At 70.4% G+C, this 16794-nt stretch carries 18 protein-coding genes; 5 read left to right on the forward strand and 13 right to left on the reverse strand.

All coding sequences use genetic code 11. The features are described from left to right. The first annotated feature begins 69 nt into the window (after positions 1–69). The 3 genes from ligD to FKO37_RS25365 all read left to right on the forward strand — a co-directional run bounded on the left by ligD (position 70) and on the right by FKO37_RS25365 (position 2423). Positions 70–1011: a non-homologous end-joining DNA ligase gene (gene ligD / locus FKO37_RS25355; protein ID WP_238606002.1), complete on the forward strand. Its 942-nt coding sequence runs from the start codon at positions 70–72 to the stop codon at positions 1009–1011. A 77-nt stretch (positions 1012–1088) separates the two neighbouring features. After that, positions 1089–1439, forward strand: a complete 351-nt coding sequence (locus FKO37_RS25360) for a hypothetical protein (protein ID WP_238606003.1) — start codon at positions 1089–1091, stop codon at positions 1437–1439. A 207-nt stretch (positions 1440–1646) separates the two neighbouring features. Further along, on the forward strand, positions 1647–2423 hold the full coding sequence (locus FKO37_RS25365) for an SDR family oxidoreductase (protein ID WP_238606004.1): 777 nt from the start codon (positions 1647–1649) through the stop codon (positions 2421–2423). On the opposite strand, the gene FKO37_RS25370 is transcribed toward FKO37_RS25365, so the two are convergent. From FKO37_RS25370 to FKO37_RS25430, 13 genes are all read right to left on the reverse strand, one after another. Next, on the reverse strand, positions 2420–2890 hold the full coding sequence (locus FKO37_RS25370; protein WP_238606005.1) for an SRPBCC family protein: 471 nt from the start codon (positions 2888–2890) through the stop codon (positions 2420–2422). The genes FKO37_RS25365 and FKO37_RS25370 overlap by 4 nt on opposite strands. A 48-nt stretch (positions 2891–2938) precedes the next feature. Next, positions 2939–3142, reverse strand: coding sequence for a DUF6186 family protein (locus FKO37_RS25375; protein ID WP_043837062.1), 204 nt, complete (start codon positions 3140–3142; stop codon positions 2939–2941). Next, the gene (locus tag FKO37_RS25380) at positions 3139–3729 is read right to left on the reverse strand and encodes a hypothetical protein (RefSeq protein WP_238606006.1); all 591 of its coding nucleotides are present in this window, start codon (positions 3727–3729) and stop codon (positions 3139–3141) included. Before FKO37_RS25380 ends, FKO37_RS25375 begins: the two co-directional genes overlap by 4 nt. Positions 3730–3823: 94 nt before the next feature. After that, positions 3824–4729, reverse strand: a complete 906-nt coding sequence (locus FKO37_RS25385) for a cobalamin-binding protein (RefSeq protein ID WP_238606007.1) — start codon at positions 4727–4729, stop codon at positions 3824–3826. Positions 4730–4743: 14 nt separating this feature from the next. Further along, positions 4744–5844, reverse strand: a complete 1101-nt coding sequence (locus tag FKO37_RS25390; RefSeq protein ID WP_238606008.1) for a serine hydrolase — start codon at positions 5842–5844, stop codon at positions 4744–4746. An 8-nt stretch (positions 5845–5852) separates the two neighbouring features. Then, positions 5853–7418, reverse strand: coding sequence for an ABC transporter ATP-binding protein (locus FKO37_RS25395; RefSeq protein WP_238606009.1), 1566 nt, complete (start codon positions 7416–7418; stop codon positions 5853–5855). Then, complete coding sequence (locus tag FKO37_RS25400; RefSeq protein WP_134661523.1) at positions 7415–8311, reverse strand: ABC transporter permease; 897 nt, start codon at positions 8309–8311, stop codon at positions 7415–7417. The genes FKO37_RS25395 and FKO37_RS25400 overlap by 4 nt, the downstream gene beginning before the upstream one ends. Further along, positions 8308–9264 (reverse strand): ABC transporter permease, encoded by a 957-nt coding sequence (locus FKO37_RS25405; RefSeq protein ID WP_037805897.1) that lies wholly within the window; start codon positions 9262–9264, stop codon positions 8308–8310. Before FKO37_RS25405 ends, FKO37_RS25400 begins: the two co-directional genes overlap by 4 nt. Then, complete coding sequence (locus tag FKO37_RS25410; protein ID WP_238606010.1) at positions 9261–10853, reverse strand: ABC transporter substrate-binding protein; 1593 nt, start codon at positions 10851–10853, stop codon at positions 9261–9263. Before FKO37_RS25410 ends, FKO37_RS25405 begins: the two co-directional genes overlap by 4 nt. 81 nt (positions 10854–10934) lie before the next feature. After that, positions 10935–11360, reverse strand: a complete 426-nt coding sequence (locus FKO37_RS25415; RefSeq protein ID WP_037805900.1) for a thioesterase family protein — start codon at positions 11358–11360, stop codon at positions 10935–10937. After that, a complete protein-coding gene (locus FKO37_RS25420; protein ID WP_043833188.1) occupies positions 11353–12303 on the reverse strand; it encodes a 3-hydroxyacyl-CoA dehydrogenase NAD-binding domain-containing protein in 951 nt (316 codons plus the stop codon). Before FKO37_RS25420 ends, FKO37_RS25415 begins: the two co-directional genes overlap by 8 nt. Continuing rightward, positions 12296–13189: a 3-keto-5-aminohexanoate cleavage protein gene (locus FKO37_RS25425; RefSeq protein WP_037805904.1), complete on the reverse strand. Its 894-nt coding sequence runs from the start codon at positions 13187–13189 to the stop codon at positions 12296–12298. The genes FKO37_RS25420 and FKO37_RS25425 overlap by 8 nt, the downstream gene beginning before the upstream one ends. Further along, positions 13189–14049, reverse strand: coding sequence for a TetR/AcrR family transcriptional regulator (locus tag FKO37_RS25430; RefSeq protein WP_037805905.1), 861 nt, complete (start codon positions 14047–14049; stop codon positions 13189–13191). The genes FKO37_RS25425 and FKO37_RS25430 overlap by 1 nt, the downstream gene beginning before the upstream one ends. 498 nt (positions 14050–14547) lie before the next feature. Here FKO37_RS25430 and FKO37_RS25435 point away from each other — a divergent pair, with 498 nt between their 5' ends. Then, complete coding sequence (locus FKO37_RS25435; RefSeq protein ID WP_238606011.1) at positions 14548–15870, forward strand: M20/M25/M40 family metallo-hydrolase; 1323 nt, start codon at positions 14548–14550, stop codon at positions 15868–15870. Beyond that, complete coding sequence (locus FKO37_RS25440) at positions 15870–16763, forward strand: alpha/beta fold hydrolase (protein ID WP_037805908.1); 894 nt, start codon at positions 15870–15872, stop codon at positions 16761–16763. The genes FKO37_RS25435 and FKO37_RS25440 overlap by 1 nt, the downstream gene beginning before the upstream one ends. Positions 16764–16794: the final 31 nt, after the last annotated feature.

The raw sequence follows: 16794 nt of genomic DNA on the forward strand, positions 1-16794 counted from the left end.
GGCAGGCGTTTCACCCTCGTGCCGTTCGGCCGCTGACGCGCCGGGCCGTTTCCGGATACGGTCGGTGGCATGGCTAAGGGCGAGGCCGTCGAGCTCGAGGTGGGGGACCGGACGGTCCGGGTGTCCAACCCGGACCGGGTCTACTTCCCGGCGCGCGGCGAGACGAAGCTCGATCTCGTCCGCTACTACCTGTCGGTCGGCGACGGGATCGTGCGCGCGCTGCGGGAACGGCCGTGCATGCTGCATCGGTTCCCGTCCGGCGTGGCCGGCGAGAAGGTGCACCAGAAGCGGGTGCCGAACGGTGCGCCGCCGTGGCTGGAGACAGTGCGGGTGCAGTTCCCGCGGTACCACCGGCACGCCGACGAGCTGTGCGTGACCGAGCTGGCGCACGTCGCGTGGGCGGTGCAGATGTCCACTGTGGAGTTCCATCCCTGGAATTCCCGGCGCGCGGACACCGAGCGGCCCGACGAATGGCGGATCGACCTCGACCCGATGCCGGACTGCGGATTCGACACGGTCCGCCGGGTCGCGCACGTCGCCGAGGAGATCCTCGACGAACTGGACATCCGCGGCTGGCCGAAGACGTCCGGCGGCAGCGGGATGCACATCTACGTGCGGATCGAACCGCGCTGGGGGTTCGCCGACGTCCGCCGGGCCGCGCTGGCGTTCGCGCGCGAGGTCGAGCGGCGGGCGCCGGACGAGGTCACCACCACCTGGTGGCGCAAGGACCGCGACCCGAAGAAGCTGTTCGTGGACTACAACCAGAACGCCCGGGACCACACGATCGCCAGCGCCTATTCGGTGCGCGGGGTGCCCGAGGCGCTGGTGTCGACGCCGATCCGCTGGGACGAGGTCGACGACGTCGACCCGCACGACTGCACGATCGCGACCGTGCCCGCGCGGTTCGCCGAACTCGGCGACCTGCACGCGGGGATCGACGACGTGGCGTACTCGCTCGAGCCGTTGCTGGAGTGGGCCGACCGGGACGGGTTGGAGGCAGAGGACTCCTGAGCGAAGTCAATCGGGCGCCTGGCGTCATGGGGGAGCCTCCGCCTCGTCTCCCCGGGGACGGAGCGGAGGAGAGCACGATGGACGGTGCTGAGCAGAACGATCCGCTTGCCGTGCTGTACCGGCTGCACCACCAGCTGCGGGTGCTGTCGCCGGTGCTCACTGTCGCGCCCGGACGGCCGGAAACGAACGCCATGCTCGACGGGCTCGCCGAGACGGTTTCCGAGGCGGCTGGCCTGCTCGCGACGGCGGAACCGGGCGCGCTGGCCGCGTTGCGGCAGGGGTTCGAGCATGCCCGGGCCGGGCGGGGGAATGAGGCGACGTCGGAGCTGATCACGGCGTACGGGCGGTTGTCGGTGTTGTTGCGGAAGGACGCGCCGCGGCGGGACGCGGCGGATGAGCCGACGGTGCGGTGGCGTTCGAGGTTTTGACCCGGGTGGCGTGAGGCGTGTCTGGTTGGCGGGTGAGAGTCGGCTGAGCTCGGGGGAATGAGGCGACGTCGGGGCTGATCACGGCATGCTGCGGATGAGCCGACGGTGCGGTGGCGTTCGAGGTTTTGACCCGGGTGCCGTGAGGCGTGCCAGGATGGCGGGCGTAAGCCGGCTGAGCCCGGGCGGTGCGGCAGCGGGAGGAACCACGTGGCCGAGCAGATCCTCGTCACCGGCGGAAGCGGACAACTGGGCCGGGTGGTCGTGGAACGGCTCCGGGCCGCGGAGGTTCCGGTGCGGGCGTTGAGCCGGCGGAGGCGGTCCGGCGAAGGGGTCCAGTGGACGGCCGGCGACCTGCGCACCGGGCGGGGGATCGACGTCGCGGTCGCTGGGGTCGGCACGGTGATTCATTGCGCGACGGACTACCGCCGGGAAGTCGAGACAGTCCGCATGCTCGTCGAAGCCGCGCGGTGGAGCGGGCAGACGCCGCATCTGGTGTACGTCTCGATCGTCGGCGTCGACCAGATCCCGCTCGGCTACTACCAGGCGAAACTGGCCGCCGAGAAGCTGATCGCGGGTTCCGGGATGCCGCACACGATCCTCCGGGCGACGCAGTTCCACTCGCTGGTGCGGACGATCCTCGCCGGCGCCGCGCGGCTGCCGGTGGTGCCGGTGCCGAAGTTCCGCTTCCAGCCCGTCGACGTGCGCGACGTCGCGGCCCGGCTCCTGGAATTGGCGCAGGGCGAACCACGGGGGCGGGTCGCGGACTTCGGCGGACCGGAGGTGCGGACGACGGCCGATCTGGCGCGTGCCCTGCTCGCCGCGTCCGGGAAGGACAAACGGCTCGTTTCGGTGCCGGCGCCGGGGCGGGTCGCCCGGGGTTACTCGGACGGCGCGAACCTGGCGCCGGAGCACGCGGACGGCGTGGTCACCTTCGAGCAGTATCTGGCGGAGCAGGGCAAGCCGACCGCGTTCCGGTACCGCTAGGCGGCTCGGCGGCGGACGGTGCGCTCCAGGATGCCGAGGGTCGCCTTCAGAGCGGATTCGGGGACGACCGGGAAGGTCAGGCGCTCCTTCCACTCCTCGCTGAGTTCGGACCAGTCGTAGTAGGACGTGACGCGGGTGCCGTCCTCGGCGGGTTCCAGCCGGTAGCCGTAGATGTGCCGGACGTGCGGGCGCAGGCTGCCTTCGACGGTCCAGGCGATCTCCTGGTCCGGGACCAGTTTCGTGATGACGACCTCGACGTCGTACTTGCCCAGCGGACGGTCGCCGAGCGCTTCCCGGTCCATGTGGACGACGAACCGGTCGCCGGCCTGGGTGACTGGTTCGCCCTCGGCGTCCATGAGCATTCCGGACGCGTCGATGTCGACGTGGCCCTGCGGATCGGTGAGGACTGCGAAGACGGCGCTGGCGGGGGCGGGGACGAGCCGGGAGACCTCGAGACGTTCGTTCATATCATCGACCATAGCAGAAATAATCGATGATTACGCCGAGGGTGGGGGTCAGCTCTGGACGAAGAAGTGCCAGCCGACCCACCACCACGCCAGCACGAGCGCGATCCGGGTGGACCGCTTGCGCATCAGCGCGGAGAGGACGCGGGTCAGCGGCGGGATTTTCTTCGGGAACAGGTGGCTGCCCAGCCACAGCAGCAGGGCGGCGGCCACGATCGCGCCGAAGCCGATTTCGGTGATCAGCCTGCTGCTCATGCCGCCCTCCTCGCGGTGGCGGCGGCGCGCAGCATCGCCAGCCCGGCGGCGACCCAGACGCCGATCGCGAGCGCCTGGACGACGCGGTTGTCGAGCATCGGGTCGACGAGGTCGCTCATCGTGGGATGCGTGAGGGAGAGCCCTCCCGCCGCTTGCTCGTAGATGAAGGAAACGAGCTCCCAGAGACACCAGGAGATCGCCAGCGCGACCCACAGCCAGCCGCGGCGCGGGACCGGTTGCGCGGGGAGCGAGGGGTCCCGCCACTCCACGACGAGAGCGCCGACGCCGATCGCGGTGACGGCCAGGAACATCGGCACGGTGTGGCGGCCGAAGGCCAGCGCGACGAGGGCAGCGGCGACGATCAGCGAGGCGCCGGGCAGGCGGGTGGCGGGGAGCAGGGCATCGGCGGGGGTGGTGTGGCGTTCGGTGAAGAGCAGCAGGATCGCGGCGGCGAAGAAGATCACGCCGTCGGCGGGGGCGCCGCGGATCCAATGCGCGAGGGAGGCGATGAGGAGGGCTGCGATCGGGAGATCGACGGCGAGGCGGGGTGCCGGGTAGTCCGCCGCGTGCCGTTCGGGAGAGCTCAAGCGACCCACCCCATTCCGTGCCGGTTCTGCTTGAGAGACAACGCGAAAGTGGGTCCGCGGCTTCCCGGTCGGGGGATTTTTTCGAGCGGCTGAGTCAGGTCCGCCGGGCTTCCGCACGGCTGACCGGGGGATCGGCGGGAATGTCGTGCAGAACCGTCGCGAGGATCTCTGCTCCGCGCACCACTCGAGGGCCGGGGCGGTTGAAATAGGACGGGCCGTCGAGGAGCCAGACCCGGTCGTTCCGGACCGCGGGCAGGTCGGTCCAGCCGGGCAGCGAGGTGAGGACGTCCAACTCCGACTCGGTCCGGTCCGGGGAGAAGCCGCAGGGGAGGACGAGCAGGACGTCCGGACGGGCGGCGACCACGGCGTCCCACGGCATCGGTTTCGTGTGCTCGCCCGGTTCCGCGAGCAGTGGGTTCCCGCCGGCGGCGGAGATTTGTTCGGGCACCCAATGTCCGGCTGGCCAGAGCGGGTCGAGCCATTCCAGCGCGACCACGCGCGGCCGGGGAAGTCCAGCGACCCGGCGGCGGACAGTCGCTAGTCGTGAGCGGAGTTCGGCGACCCGGGCGGCGGCGACATCCGGGACGGCCAGCGCGTCGCCGAGGGTGGTCAAGCAGTCGAGGACCTCCTCCAGGGTGCGCGGTTCCAGGCTGAGCACGCGCGGTCCGGCATCGAGCATCCGCACCGCCGCGGCGACGCGGGTGTAGGACACCGCGCAGACCTCGCACAGGTCTTGCGTGAGCACGACGTCGGGTGCGAGGGCGGCCAACTGGCTGACGTCGACCGAGTAGAGCGACGAACCCTGGTGGGACGCGCCGACGGCGGTGGAGATTTCGCGGCTGGTCAGCGTGTCGGAATCGAGGTCCGCGGCGGTCACCACCGGCACCGACGCGACCTCGGCGGGCCAGTCGCATTCGTGGGTGCGGCCGACGAGGTCGCCCGCCTTGCCGAGCGTGGCGACGAGGTCGGTGGCGGCGGGCAGCAGGGAGACGATCCGCATCTCCCCACGGTAGGTCAGGCGGCCTCGTGCAGCGCCGCCAGAAGCGACGACGCCCGGTGGTCGACGTCCTCGGCCTGGAGTTCGTTCGTCACGAACGAGAACGACAAACCCCGGGCCGGCCACGCGCCGTGGCGGCCGCCGCCGGCCCCGGAGTGGCCGAAAGCGGCGGGGTCGGCGTCGGCGGGGCCGTAGGTGCCGATCGGGTCGGCCAGTTCGAAGCCGAGGCCGAAGCGCAGCGGGCGGTCGTTGATCGCGTCGATGCCCTCGGACCAGGTGCGGGTGGCCCGGGCGAGGACGTCGGCGGGGACGAGTCCGCCCGAACGCAGCAGGTCGTAGAGGCGGGCCATCGCGGTCGCGGTGCCGACCGCGCCGCCCGCCGCCAGCGTCGCGCCGCGGTACTCCGGCGAGTTCATCGAGTCGCCCGAATCGAGCAGTCCGCGGTACATCCGTTCGACGATCCGGCGGCGTTCCTCGTCCTGGAGGAAGGTGCTGATCCGGTACCCGGGCGCGCGCCGCAGTGTGGCGACCGGGACGGTCGGCGGGGTGCCGAGCCGCAGGTCGAGGCCGTGCGGCTCGGCGAGGAGGTCGCGGATGAGGACACCCAGGTCCGCTCCGGTGACGCGCCGGGCCAGTTCGGTGGCGAGGTAGCCGTAGGTGAGCGCGTGGTACGCGACCTTCGTCCCGGGAGCCCACAATGGACGCTGGGCGGCGAGGGCCTCGGCGTTCGCCGCGTTGTCCAGCATCGGCAGGTCCGGCTCGACGTAGGGCAGGCCGACGGTGTGCGAGAGGACCTGCGAGACCGGCACGTCCTCCTTGCCTGCCGCGGCGAACTCCGGCCAGTAGCGGGCGACGCGTTCGTCCGGGTCGAGCTTCCCCTGCGCGGTCAGCATCGCCAGGATGGTCGCGACCACGCCCTTGGTGCCGCTGAACAACACGGCGCGGGTGTCCTCGGTCCACGGCACGCCGTCCGCGGCCGAGCCGCCCCACAGTTCCACCACCGGTGCGCCGTCGCGGAACACGCTGAACGCGGCTCCGCCAGTGGTGGCCTCGATGAGGTCGCCGAACGCTTCCCGCACGCCCTCGTAACCGGGTTTTACCGCACCGTTGACAGTCATTCGGCTCCTCACAGCCTCGGCGTCGTAGCGAGAAGTTCGCTGGTGTACTCGTGCGACGGCGAGTTCAGCACCGTCTCGACAGTGCCTTCCTCGACGATCTCGCCGCCGCGCAGGACCGCGATCCGGTCCGCCACCTCCGGGGCCAGGGCGATGTTGTGCGTCACGAACAGCATCGCCATGCCGAGTTCCCGGCGCAGTTCGCCGAGCAGTTCGACGATGGTGGCCTGCACGGAGACGTCCAGCGCGGAGGTGACCTCGTCGCACACCAGGACGTCCGGCGTGGTCACCAGCGCGCGGGCGATCGCCGCGCGCTGTCGTTCGCCGCCGCTGAGCTGGTCCGGCAACCGGTTCGCGAGGTCTTGCCGCAGGCGGACCCGGTCCAGCGTCTCGGCGACGCGTTTCCGGCGCTCGGTGCGGGAGAGAGACGTCAAGCGCACCAACGGAACCTCGATCGACTGCGCGATCGTCTTGCGCGGGTTCAGCGATGAGAACGGGCTCTGGAAGACGTACTGGATCCGCCGCAGTTCGTCAGTGCTGCGCTGCCGGGCCGCCGGAGCCAGCGGAGTGCCTTCGAGCGCGACGGTGCCGGTGAAACCGCGATTGAGCCCGGCGATGCACTGCGACAGCGTGGTTTTCCCGGAACCGGACTCGCCGAGCAGCATTACGCTTTCCCCGCGCGTCACGGCGAGGTCGATGCCGCGCAATACCTTCTGCTGCCCGTAGGACACCCGGATGTCGCGCGCGGCCAGCACCGCGTCGTCCGGCGGGGGAGCGGTGGCGGGCTCCGCATCGAGGTCGGGCACCGCAGCGAGAAGCCGCTTCGTGTACGCGTGCTTCGGCCGCCGCAACACGTCGTCAGCGACGCCGCATTCGACCAGATCTCCTTGGTACATCACGGCAACGCGGTCCGCGAGCTGCGCCACGACGGCGAGGTCGTGCGTGATGTAGAGCGCCGCGACACCGTGCTCGGACGTCAGCTGCCGGACCGTTTCCAGCACCAGCGCCTGCGTCTTCACATCCAGGCCGGTGGTGGGCTCGTCCAGCACCACGACGCTCGGGCGGCACGCGAACGCCATCGCGATGCCGACCCGCTGCTGCTGCCCGCCGGACAGCTGATGCGGGTATCGCCGCTGGTAGGCCTCGTCGGACGGCAACCCGACCTCGGCGAGCACCTCGGCCACGCGCTCGTCGACGGACCCGGAGTAGCCGTGCGTTTCCAGCACCTCGGCGATCTGCCGGCCGACGCGCAGCGCCGGGTTGAGCGACAGCGCCGGGTCCTGCGGGATGTACGCGACCGCGCTGCCCCGCAACTGGCGGCGCGCGGCGTCGTCGAGCGTCAGGACGTCGACCGGTTCGCCGTCGCGCGGGTGCAGCAGCACCTGGCCGCCGCCGGCCGTCAGCCCGCGGCGGAAATGGCCGAGCGCGGCCAATCCGGCGGTCGTCTTGCCGGAGCCGGATTCCCCGACGAGCGCGAGGACCTCGCCGGGCGCGATCTCGTAGGACACCGAATGCAGCACCGGGCGGCCCGCCGTCGTGCGCACGGCCAGTCCGGTCACCTCCAGAGCGGTCGTCATGCTCGTGCCTCCCGGGTCCGCCCGGCCGCGGCCGAGGCGAGCGAGTCGGCGACGAGGTTCGTGCCGACGGCCAGCACCGCGATCGCGGCGACCGGGAGCAGCACGCCCCACGGCTGCACGACGAGCGCGATCCGGTTCTCGTTGATCATCAGGCCCCAGTCCGCGGCGGGCGGCTGGATGCCGAGTCCGAGGAACGACAGCGAGGCGATGTACCCGATCGAATACGTCAGCCGCAGCCCCAGCTCCACCATGAGCGGGCCGGTGATGTTCGGCAGGATTTCGCGCAGCAGGATCCGGCTGCGCGGCACGGCGTACATCTCGGCCGCGCGGATGTAGTCGTGGTTGCGCACCGAAACCGTGGCCTGCCGGGCGACCCGCGCGGTCCGCGGCGCGTGCGTCAACCCGATGACCAGCACGAGCAGCCAGCCCTTCGGGCCGATCACCGCGATCGCCAGCAGCGCGATGACCAGCTGCGGGAACGACAGCAGCACGTCGTTGCCGCGCATCAGCAGGCTGTCCAGCCAGCCGCCGCCGTACCCGGCGATCATGCCGAGCAGCGCGCCGAGCACGATGCCGAGCGCCGTGGCGAGGACCGCGTACAGCAGCAGGGTGGTGCCGCCCGCCAGGAAGCGGGTGAGGACGTCGCGGCCGAGGCCGTCGGTGCCCATGAGGCCGTCCGGCTTGAACGGCTTTCCGGCGAAGTCCGTGGTGGTGTGCCCGGTGATGACCGGGCCGAGCCACGGTCCGAGCAGCGCCACCAGAATGACGACTCCGGCCAGTACGGTGCCGACCTTGGCCTGCGGGAACGCCCAAGCGGTGCGGATCAGCCCGGCCGCGCGCGGCGGCGTCTCCGGGACGGCGGGCACCACCTGTTCTTCTTCGACCGCGGTCATCGCACTGCCTCCGTCCGGAGCTTGGGATCGGCGAGGATGCCGATCACGTCGGCCAGCAGGTTCACCACGATGTAGACCGCCGCGATCAACAGCGTCACCGCCTGGACGACGGCGACGTCGCGCTTGCCGACCGCGTCGATCAGCGCCTGGCCGATCCCGGGGTAGCGGAACAGGAATTCGACCACCACTACGCCGCCGGCCAGCCACGCCAGCTGGATCGCGACGACCTGCGCGACGGGCCCGACCGCGTGCGGCAGGGCGTGCCGCAGCAGCACCGTCCGCTCGCGCATTCCCTTGAGCCGCGCCATTTCCACGTAACCGGAATCGAGGACCTCGCTCATCGTCGCGCGCATCATCCGCGTGATGTACGGCGTCACGACGAGCACGAGCGTGAGCACCGGCAACACGAGCTGACTCGGTTGTGCCCAGACCGCTTCGCCTGGTGGCGTGAGGGTGACGGAAGGCAGGACGCGGAACACCGTTGTCGCGAAGAGGACGATGAGCGCCACGCCGATCACGAACTCCGGCAGCGCGGCGATCACCAGGCTGATGCCGGACACGACCTGGTCGCTGGCGCGGCCGCGGCGCATCGCGGTCCAGGTGCCGAACGCGAGCCCGAGCGGGGTGGCGATCACGGCGGCGAGCACGAGCAGCACGAGCGAGGCCGACACCCGGTCCGCCAGCAGCGTCGTGACCGGGCCCTGGGTCGAGGTCGACGTGCCGAGGTCGCCGGTGAACAGGCCGCCCAGCCACGAGAGATAGCGCTGCCAGACCGGTTCGTCGAGGTGCAGCTGGTGCTGCAGCGCGGCGATCCGCTCCGGAGTCGCCTGCTGGCCGAGGATGGCCCGCGCCGGATCGCCCGGGAGCAGCAGCGTCGCGACGAACACCAGCAGGGTGACCAGCCACAGCACCACGAGGCTCACGAGCAGCCGTTTGAGGATCAGCCGGGTCATGCCGCGCCTCCTTCCGCCGTGCCGAGCCAGACCTGGCGGAACTGGTAGCCCGACAGCGAGATCCCGGTCCGGTCCGGCACGAATCCGGCCACATAGGACTGGTAGGCGTCGACCTGGTCGACGAACCCCCAGACGATCAGCCCGCCGCGTTCGTACTCGATCTGCTGCGCCCGGTGCAGCAGCTCCGTGCGTGCCTTCGGGTCCACCGTGGCACTCGCCCGCGTGACGAGATCGGTGAATTCCGGGTCGTTCCAATGGGTTTCGTTGTACGGCGCTTTCGGCAGCGCGCCGGACGCGACTTGCGGCAGGTAGTTGCGCGTGTACCAGAAGTCCTGCGCGAAATCCCAGGACAGGTAGTTCTCGCCGTAGAACGTGGTGGTGTCGAGCTTCCGGATCCGCACGTTCACGCCGGCCGCCTTGGCCTGCTGCTGGAACACCTGCGCGGCCTCGACCGCACCGGCCTGGATCGGCGCGGTGACCAGTTCGATGTCGAGATTCGGCTTGCCCGCCTCCGCGAGCAGCCGTTTCGCCTCGGCGATGTTCTGCTTCCGCTGCGGCAGCTGCCGGTTGTACGCCGGGTCGAAGGGCGCGTACAGGTCGTTGCCGACCCGGCCCTGCCCGCTGAGCACCTGGTTGATCATCTGCTCGCGGTCGACCACCAGGCGCAGCGCCTGGCGCACCCGGACGTCGTCGAACGGCGGCCGGTCGACGCGCATGGTGAACGGCAGCCAGGTCCCGGTTTCCGAGCGCAGCACCTGGATCCGCGGATCGCTGCGGAGCACGTCCACGAGCGCGACCGGGACCTGGTCGATCGCGTCCACCTGGGACGAGAGGAGCGCGTTGATCCGGGCGTCGTCGTCGGCGAAGTTGATGAGCGAGAGCCGGTCCAGGTACGGCTGGCCCGGCCGCCAGTAGTGCTCGTTGCGCACGAAGGTGCTCTGCAGCCCGGCGGTGAAGGTGTCGGCCTTGAACGGGCCGGTGCCGATCGGGCGTTTGACGTCGAAATCGGCCGGGACGATGCCGAGGCTGTACTGCCCGAGCAGGTCGTCGAAGCCGGAATTCGGGGACGTGAGGCGGAATTCGACGGTCCGGTCGCCGGTGGCGGCGACCTCGCCGAGCATGGTCAGCCCGGCCGCGCCGCTCTTCGGGTCCTTCGGGTCGGTGATCCGGCGGAAGGTCGCGACGACGTCGGCCGGGGTCACCGGGCGGCCGTCGTGGAAGCGGATGCCCGACCGCAGCACGGCGGTCCAGGTGCGCGCGTCCGGCGAGGGCTTCAGCGATTCGGCGACCAGCATCTGGAGCCGGTAGTCGTGATCGCGCAGCAGGAGCGGTTCGTAGAGGTTGAGCACCCGGGCGATGTCCGGGTTCGTGGCGGGGATGTGCGGGTCGAGGGTGTCCGACGCGCCTCCGCCGGTGACTCCGACGCGGAGGGTGCCGCCTCGTTTCGGCGGTCCGGAGGGCACTGCCGCGGCGACGGTGGAGCCGCAGGCGGCCAGCAGGGGTGCGGTGCCGGCGAGCGCGGTGCCGGCGAGCGCGGTCGTGAGGAATCGGCGGCGGGAAACGTTGGTCGGTTTACATCGGGCTTCCATGGGTGACTTTCGAGCGGGTGCCGTGCGCGGCGACGCCGGTTCTCATCGGCGTCGCCGCGCACGACACGGTGGGGGAGGGGATCAGGCGATGGCGCGTCCCGCGTAGTCCGGGACCGGGGCGAGATGCGTGTCGAGCGCGGTGGCGATTTCGGCGGGGAACGGCGTCGCGCGGCCCCCGGAAACGTGCAGGCACAACAGCTCTTCGGTCGCGACGAGTTCGCCGCCGACCCGCATCTCGTGGCACAGCCGCACCTTTTTCGCGCCGACTGACAGCACGGAGGTGCTCACCTCGAGTTCGGCGTCCGCGCCGACTTCGCGCAGGTACCGGACGTGCGCCTCCACTGTGTACAGCGACGCCCCGGTTCTCTCGCGGTAGCCGGGGCCGAGGCCGACGATGTCCATCAGCGCGGTGGTCGCGTCGCCGAAGACGAGCACGTAGTAGGGCTCGGAGAGGTGCCCGTTGTAGTCGATCCACTCTGGACGGACCCGGTCGCGGTACTCAGCCACGACGGGCCTGCCCCACCGCGCGCTGGATCGCGATGACCGCCCGGTCGCGTTCGGCGATCAGGTCGGCGATGGTCCGCCCGTCCGCCTCGTCGTCGCAACCGGCGACCACGGCGTCGCGCAGGTCCTTGGTGAGTTCGGGCGCTTCGAGCCGGGTCCACGGCGACTTCAGCGACGGTCCGAAGTGGTCCAGCATGTGCGCCATGCCGCCCTCGCCGCCCGCCAGGTGGAACGTCAGCATCGGGCCCTGGATCGGCCAGCGCAGGCCTGGTCCGTCGGTGATCGCGAGGTCGATCTGCTCGACCGTCGCCTCGCCGTTCGCGACCATGTGCAGGGCTTCGCGCCACAGCGCTTCCTGGAGCCGGTTCGCGATGAATCCGGGCACCTCGCGGTCCATTGTGATCACGGACTTGCCGACGCGCCGGTAGAACGCGGCGGCCTGCTCGACCGCCCACGGCGCGCTGAGCTTCCCGCCCGCCACCTCGACCAGCGGGATCAGGTACGGCGGGTTGAACGGATGCCCGACCACCAGCCGTTCCGGCGTCTTCGCGGCGACCTGCATTTCGGTCATGCCGTAGCCGGAGGTGGAGGAGGCGATCACGACGTCCGGCGCGGTGACGGCGTCGATGTCGGCGAGCAGTTTCTGTTTCAGCGCAAGGTCTTCCGGCGCGCTTTCTTGCACGAAGCCCACGCCGTCGACGGCCTCCGCGAGCGTCGCGGTGACGGTGAGCCGGTCGCGGCTCGCGCCGGGCTTGAGGCCCAGTTCGGTGAGCGCGGGCCACGCCGCGTTGACGAGCCGTTCGAGCTTCTCCGCGGCGTCGGGCGCGGGGTCCCAGGCTCGGACGTCGAATCCCTGGGCGAGGAAATGCGCGACCCAGCCGCCGCCGATGACTCCGGCTCCGATGCACGCGACAGTGTCCACAGTGGTCTCGGTGGTCTCAGGCATGCACGCGCTCCTTCAGCCCCAGGATTTCGCGCGCCCGGTCCGGGGTGGCGATGTCCGCGCCGAGCTTCTGCACGATGTCCACCGCGCGTTCGACGAGCTGGCCGTTGGTGGCCTTGACGCCGCGCGCCAGGTAGAGGTTGTCCTCCAGCCCGACGCGGACGTGCCCGCCCAGCAGCACCGACTGCGCGACCCACGGCATCTGGTCGCGGCCGATGGCGAACGACGCCCACTGCGCGCCTTCCGGCAGCAGGTGCACCATCGCCTGCAGCAGCCCGGGGTCCGGCGGGGCGCCGTACGGGATGCCCATGCAGAGCTGGAACAGCGGCGGCGGGTCGATGAGGCCTTCTTCGACCATTTTCGTGGCGAACCACAGGTTTCCGGTGTCGAAGATCTCCAGTTCGGGCTTCACACCGAGCTCCTGGATGCGCTTCGCGCCGGTGCGCAGCATGTCCGGAGTGGACACGTAGAGCTGGTTGCCCTCGCCGAAGTTCAGCGAACCGCAGTCGAGCGTGCAGATGTCCGGCAGCAGCTCTTCGACGTGCGGGAGGCGGTCGTGCGCGTTGACCAGGTCGGTGCCGTCGACCGGCTTGAGCGGGTCCTCGGCGTCGATGACCAGGTCGCCGCCCATGCCCGCGGTGAGGTTGACGACGACGTCCACTCCGGACTCTTTGACCAGCCGCACCGCCTCGCGATACAGCGCGACATCCCGCGACGGCGCGCCGGTTTCGGGTTCGCGCACGTGGATGTGCACCACGGCCGCGCCGGCGTTGGCGGCCTCGACGGCGCTCTCGGCGATCTGCGCCGGGCTGACCGGGACGTGCGGGCTCCGGCGGGTGGTGTCTCCCGCGCCGGTGAGCGCGCAGGTGACGATGACCTCGTGGTTCATCAGGCTCCTTGGACGATCGAGCGGTCGATGAAGTCGTTCAGGTGCGCGCGCATCGCGCCCACCGTGCTGCCGGGACGCCCGGTCAGCACCTGGATGCCGAGGCCGTCGATCAGCGCGGTGAGCTGGGCGGTGGCGGCCTCGGGGTCGGCCAGGCGGAACACGCCCTGCTCCTGGCCGGTGCGGATGGTCATGAGAATGGTCTGGTACCAGCGGTCGTAGGAATCGGTGTAGAGCGAACGCAGCCGCGGGTCGAGTGCGACCTCGTTCCAGACCTGCAGCCACACCGACCATTCGGCGCGCAGCAGGCCCTCGGTCGGCAACTGCAGCTCGACGAGCTTGAGCAGCCGGTCGTGCGCGCCGGGCACCGCGTGCAGCTCGGCGACCTGGCGGTCGAAGGCGAGCTTGACGTTGCGCCGCAACGCTTCGTCGAGGACTTCGGTTTTGGTGGGGAAGTGGTAGTGGATGGCGGCGGTGCTGGTGCCGCACGCTTGCGCGATGTCGGCGATGCGGACGCGGTGGTAGCCGCGTTCGGCGATGAGCTGCCAGGCGGTTTCCAGGATCCGCCGCCTTGGTTCGGAGTGTGCTGGGTCGTCGGGCTCGCTCGCGGTTCCCGCGGCGGGGGCCGGGACGGCGGTGACGGTTTTGGCGTCGTCGCTGCCGTTGAGCAGCCAGTTCACGGTGACGCCGGAGTATTCGGCGACGCGGACCAGTTCGTGCGGGGAGAAGCGGCGGGTGCCGTTGAGGGCTTTGGAGAGTTTGGTCTGGTCCAGGCCGATGGCGGCGGCGAATTCGCGCTGGGGGACGGGCATGGACTGGATCAGCTGGCGGACCCGTTCTCTCAGCTGGTCTGTTTCGTCCATGGGCCGTGACGGTAATGGGGGGTTGCGAAAATCGCAACTCTTCTGTCGTTGTTGGTGTAACGGGGGATGGATCTTGTTGTGGGGCAAGGAGTTGCGATTTTGGGTTGACTGGTGGATCAGTTGGTGTGGTCGGCTCGTCGCCTGGCGGCGACATCGCTTGGTGGTTGCGTGGGGCACCCCGAAGCTTGATTGTGCTGACGGTCGGTGGGTGCTTGTCAAGGCGGGAAAGATGCCTTGACAAGCACCCACCGACCGCAGATGAGCTTCGTATCGGGGTGCGGGGGAGGGGCTGGGTGCCTCGCTCGTTGGGTGCACCGGTGCGGTTGGGGTGGGGGTGGGGCTTGCGCCCCAATGTGGCATTGGGTGCATCCTGCGCACCCAATGTGGCGTTCGGTGCGTCTGACGCACCCAATGCCGCATTGGGGGCGCCGCGCCCGGGGAGGGGGTCCAGTCGGCGGGACGGCGGCGTCTTCGCGTGGCGGATGATAGGAATGGCCGGTGACCCAACCGAACTTGATCGACGCCGCCGCGGACGAGGCTGTCACGCTTACCAGCGAGCTGATCCGCATCGACACCACCAATACCGGCGACCCCGAAACCCTCGTGGGCGAGCGGGTCGCGGCTGAGTACGTCGCGGAGAAGCTGACTGACGCCGGGTACGAGATCACCTACGTCGAGTCTGGCGGCAAGGACCGGCACAACGTCATCGTGCGGCTTCCGGGGGCCGACCCCGGCCGCGGGGCGTTGCTGATTCACGGGCACCTCGACGTCGTCCCCGCGGATCCGGCCGAGTGGTCGGTGCATCCGTTCTCCGGTGCGGTCCAGGACGGGTACGTGTGGGGGCGCGGCGCGGTCGACATGAAGGACATGGTCGGCATGACGCTGGCCCTCGCGCGGCACTACAAGATCAACAATATCGTGCCCCCTCGCGACCTGGTGTTCCTGTTCGTCGCGGACGAGGAGGCGGGCGGCAAGTACGGGGCGCAGTGGCTGGTGGAGAACCGGCCCGAGCTGTTCGAGGGCGTCACCGAGGCGATCAGCGAGGTCGGCGGGTTCTCGATCACGTTGAAGGACAATGTCCGCGCGTACGTGATCGAGACAGCCGAGAAGGGCATCCGCTGGATGAAGCTGCGCGTGCGCGGCACGGCGGGGCACGGGTCGATGATCCATCGCGACAACGCGGTCACCAAGTTGTCCGAAGCCGTCGCGAAGCTGGGGCAGCACCAGTTTCCGTTGGTGCTGACCGATTCCGTGCGCGAATTCCTCGCCGGGGTCACCGAGATCACCGGCTGGGACTTTCCCGAGGACGACCTCGAGGGCGCGGTCGCCAAGCTGGGCAACATCTCCCGGATGATCGGCGCGACCCTGCGCGACACCGCGAACCCGACGATGCTCACCGCCGGCTACAAGTCGAACGTGATCCCTTCGGTGGCCGAGGCGGCGGTCGACTGCCGGATCCTGCCGGGCCGGCTCGAGGCGTTCGACCGGGAGCTGGACGAGCTGCTCGGGCCGGACATCGAGAAGGAGTGGATGGAGCTGCCGCCGGTCGAGACGACGTTCGACGGCGCGCTCGTCGACGCCATGACCGCTGCGGTGCTCGCCGAGGACCCGGGCGCGCGGACCCTGCCGTACATGCTCTCCGGCGGCACCGACGCGAAGTCCTTCCAGCAGCTCGGCATTCGCAACTTCGGCTTCGCGCCGCTGAAACTGCCCGCCGACCTGGACTTCTCCGGGCTCTTCCACGGCGTGGACGAACGCGTCCCGGTCGACGCGCTGAAGTTCGGCGTCCGCGTGCTGGACCGGTTCCTCCGCTCCTCCTGATGTCCGGGTTCCGGCTCGCCGACGGCACGCCCCTGCACCTCGTGCGCAGGGGCGATCCGGCGGCGGCCGTGACCGTCGTGCTGCTGCACGGCTACGCGCTCGACCAGCGCAGCTGGGGCCGGATCGCCCCGGTGCTGCCGGACGCGGTCGAACATCCGCTCGCGGTGGTCAGCTACGACCACCGCGGGCACGGCGAATCCGGCCGGGCCGCGCGCGGCACCGCGACGATGGGCCAGCTCGCCGACGACCTCGCCGAGGTGATCGAGCAAGCCGTCCCGCACGGACGCGTCGTGCTCGTCGGCCACGACATGGGCGGGCTCGCGGTCATGTCATTGACCCAGCGGCATCCGGAGCTGTTCGCCGAGCGTGCCGGCGGGCTGGTGCTGCTGTCGACGTCGTCCGGGCGGCTGGCCACCGAGGCGTCGGCCGCCTGGCCCAACGCGCTCGGCAAGCTCGCGCAGGACCTCGAAATGGTGCTCGGCGCGAAGCTGTACGGCGTGTTCCGCGAGCACACCAGCCGCGCGGTGAGCGCCGGGCTGCGCTGGTGGCTGTTCGGCGACGATCCCGACCCGGACCTGGTCGAGCTGACTGTGAAGATGATTCGCGGCAACTGGCCGCACACCGTCGCGCAGTTCCGGCCCGCGCTCGATGCCTACGCGCGCGAAGCCGCGTTGTCGCTGGCCGGCGACCTGCCGGTGACGGCGATCGTGGGGGAGCGGGACCGGATCGTCGCGCCCGCCGACGTCGAGCAGTTCGTGCGCGGGCTGGCCCAGGGGTACGCCGTGGTGCTGCCGGGCGTCGGGCACGTCGTGCCGCTGGAGGCCGCGGCGCAGGTGGTGCCGCGGATCGCCTCGGTGGTGCACGAGGTCTACCGACAACAAAACCTGTCTTGACAATCTGAGTATTCAGCCGCGACGATGGGCA

This window comes from Amycolatopsis sp. Poz14, assembly GCF_006704225.1.
In the GTDB taxonomy this organism is placed as follows: domain Bacteria; phylum Actinomycetota; class Actinomycetes; order Mycobacteriales; family Pseudonocardiaceae; genus Amycolatopsis; species Amycolatopsis nivea.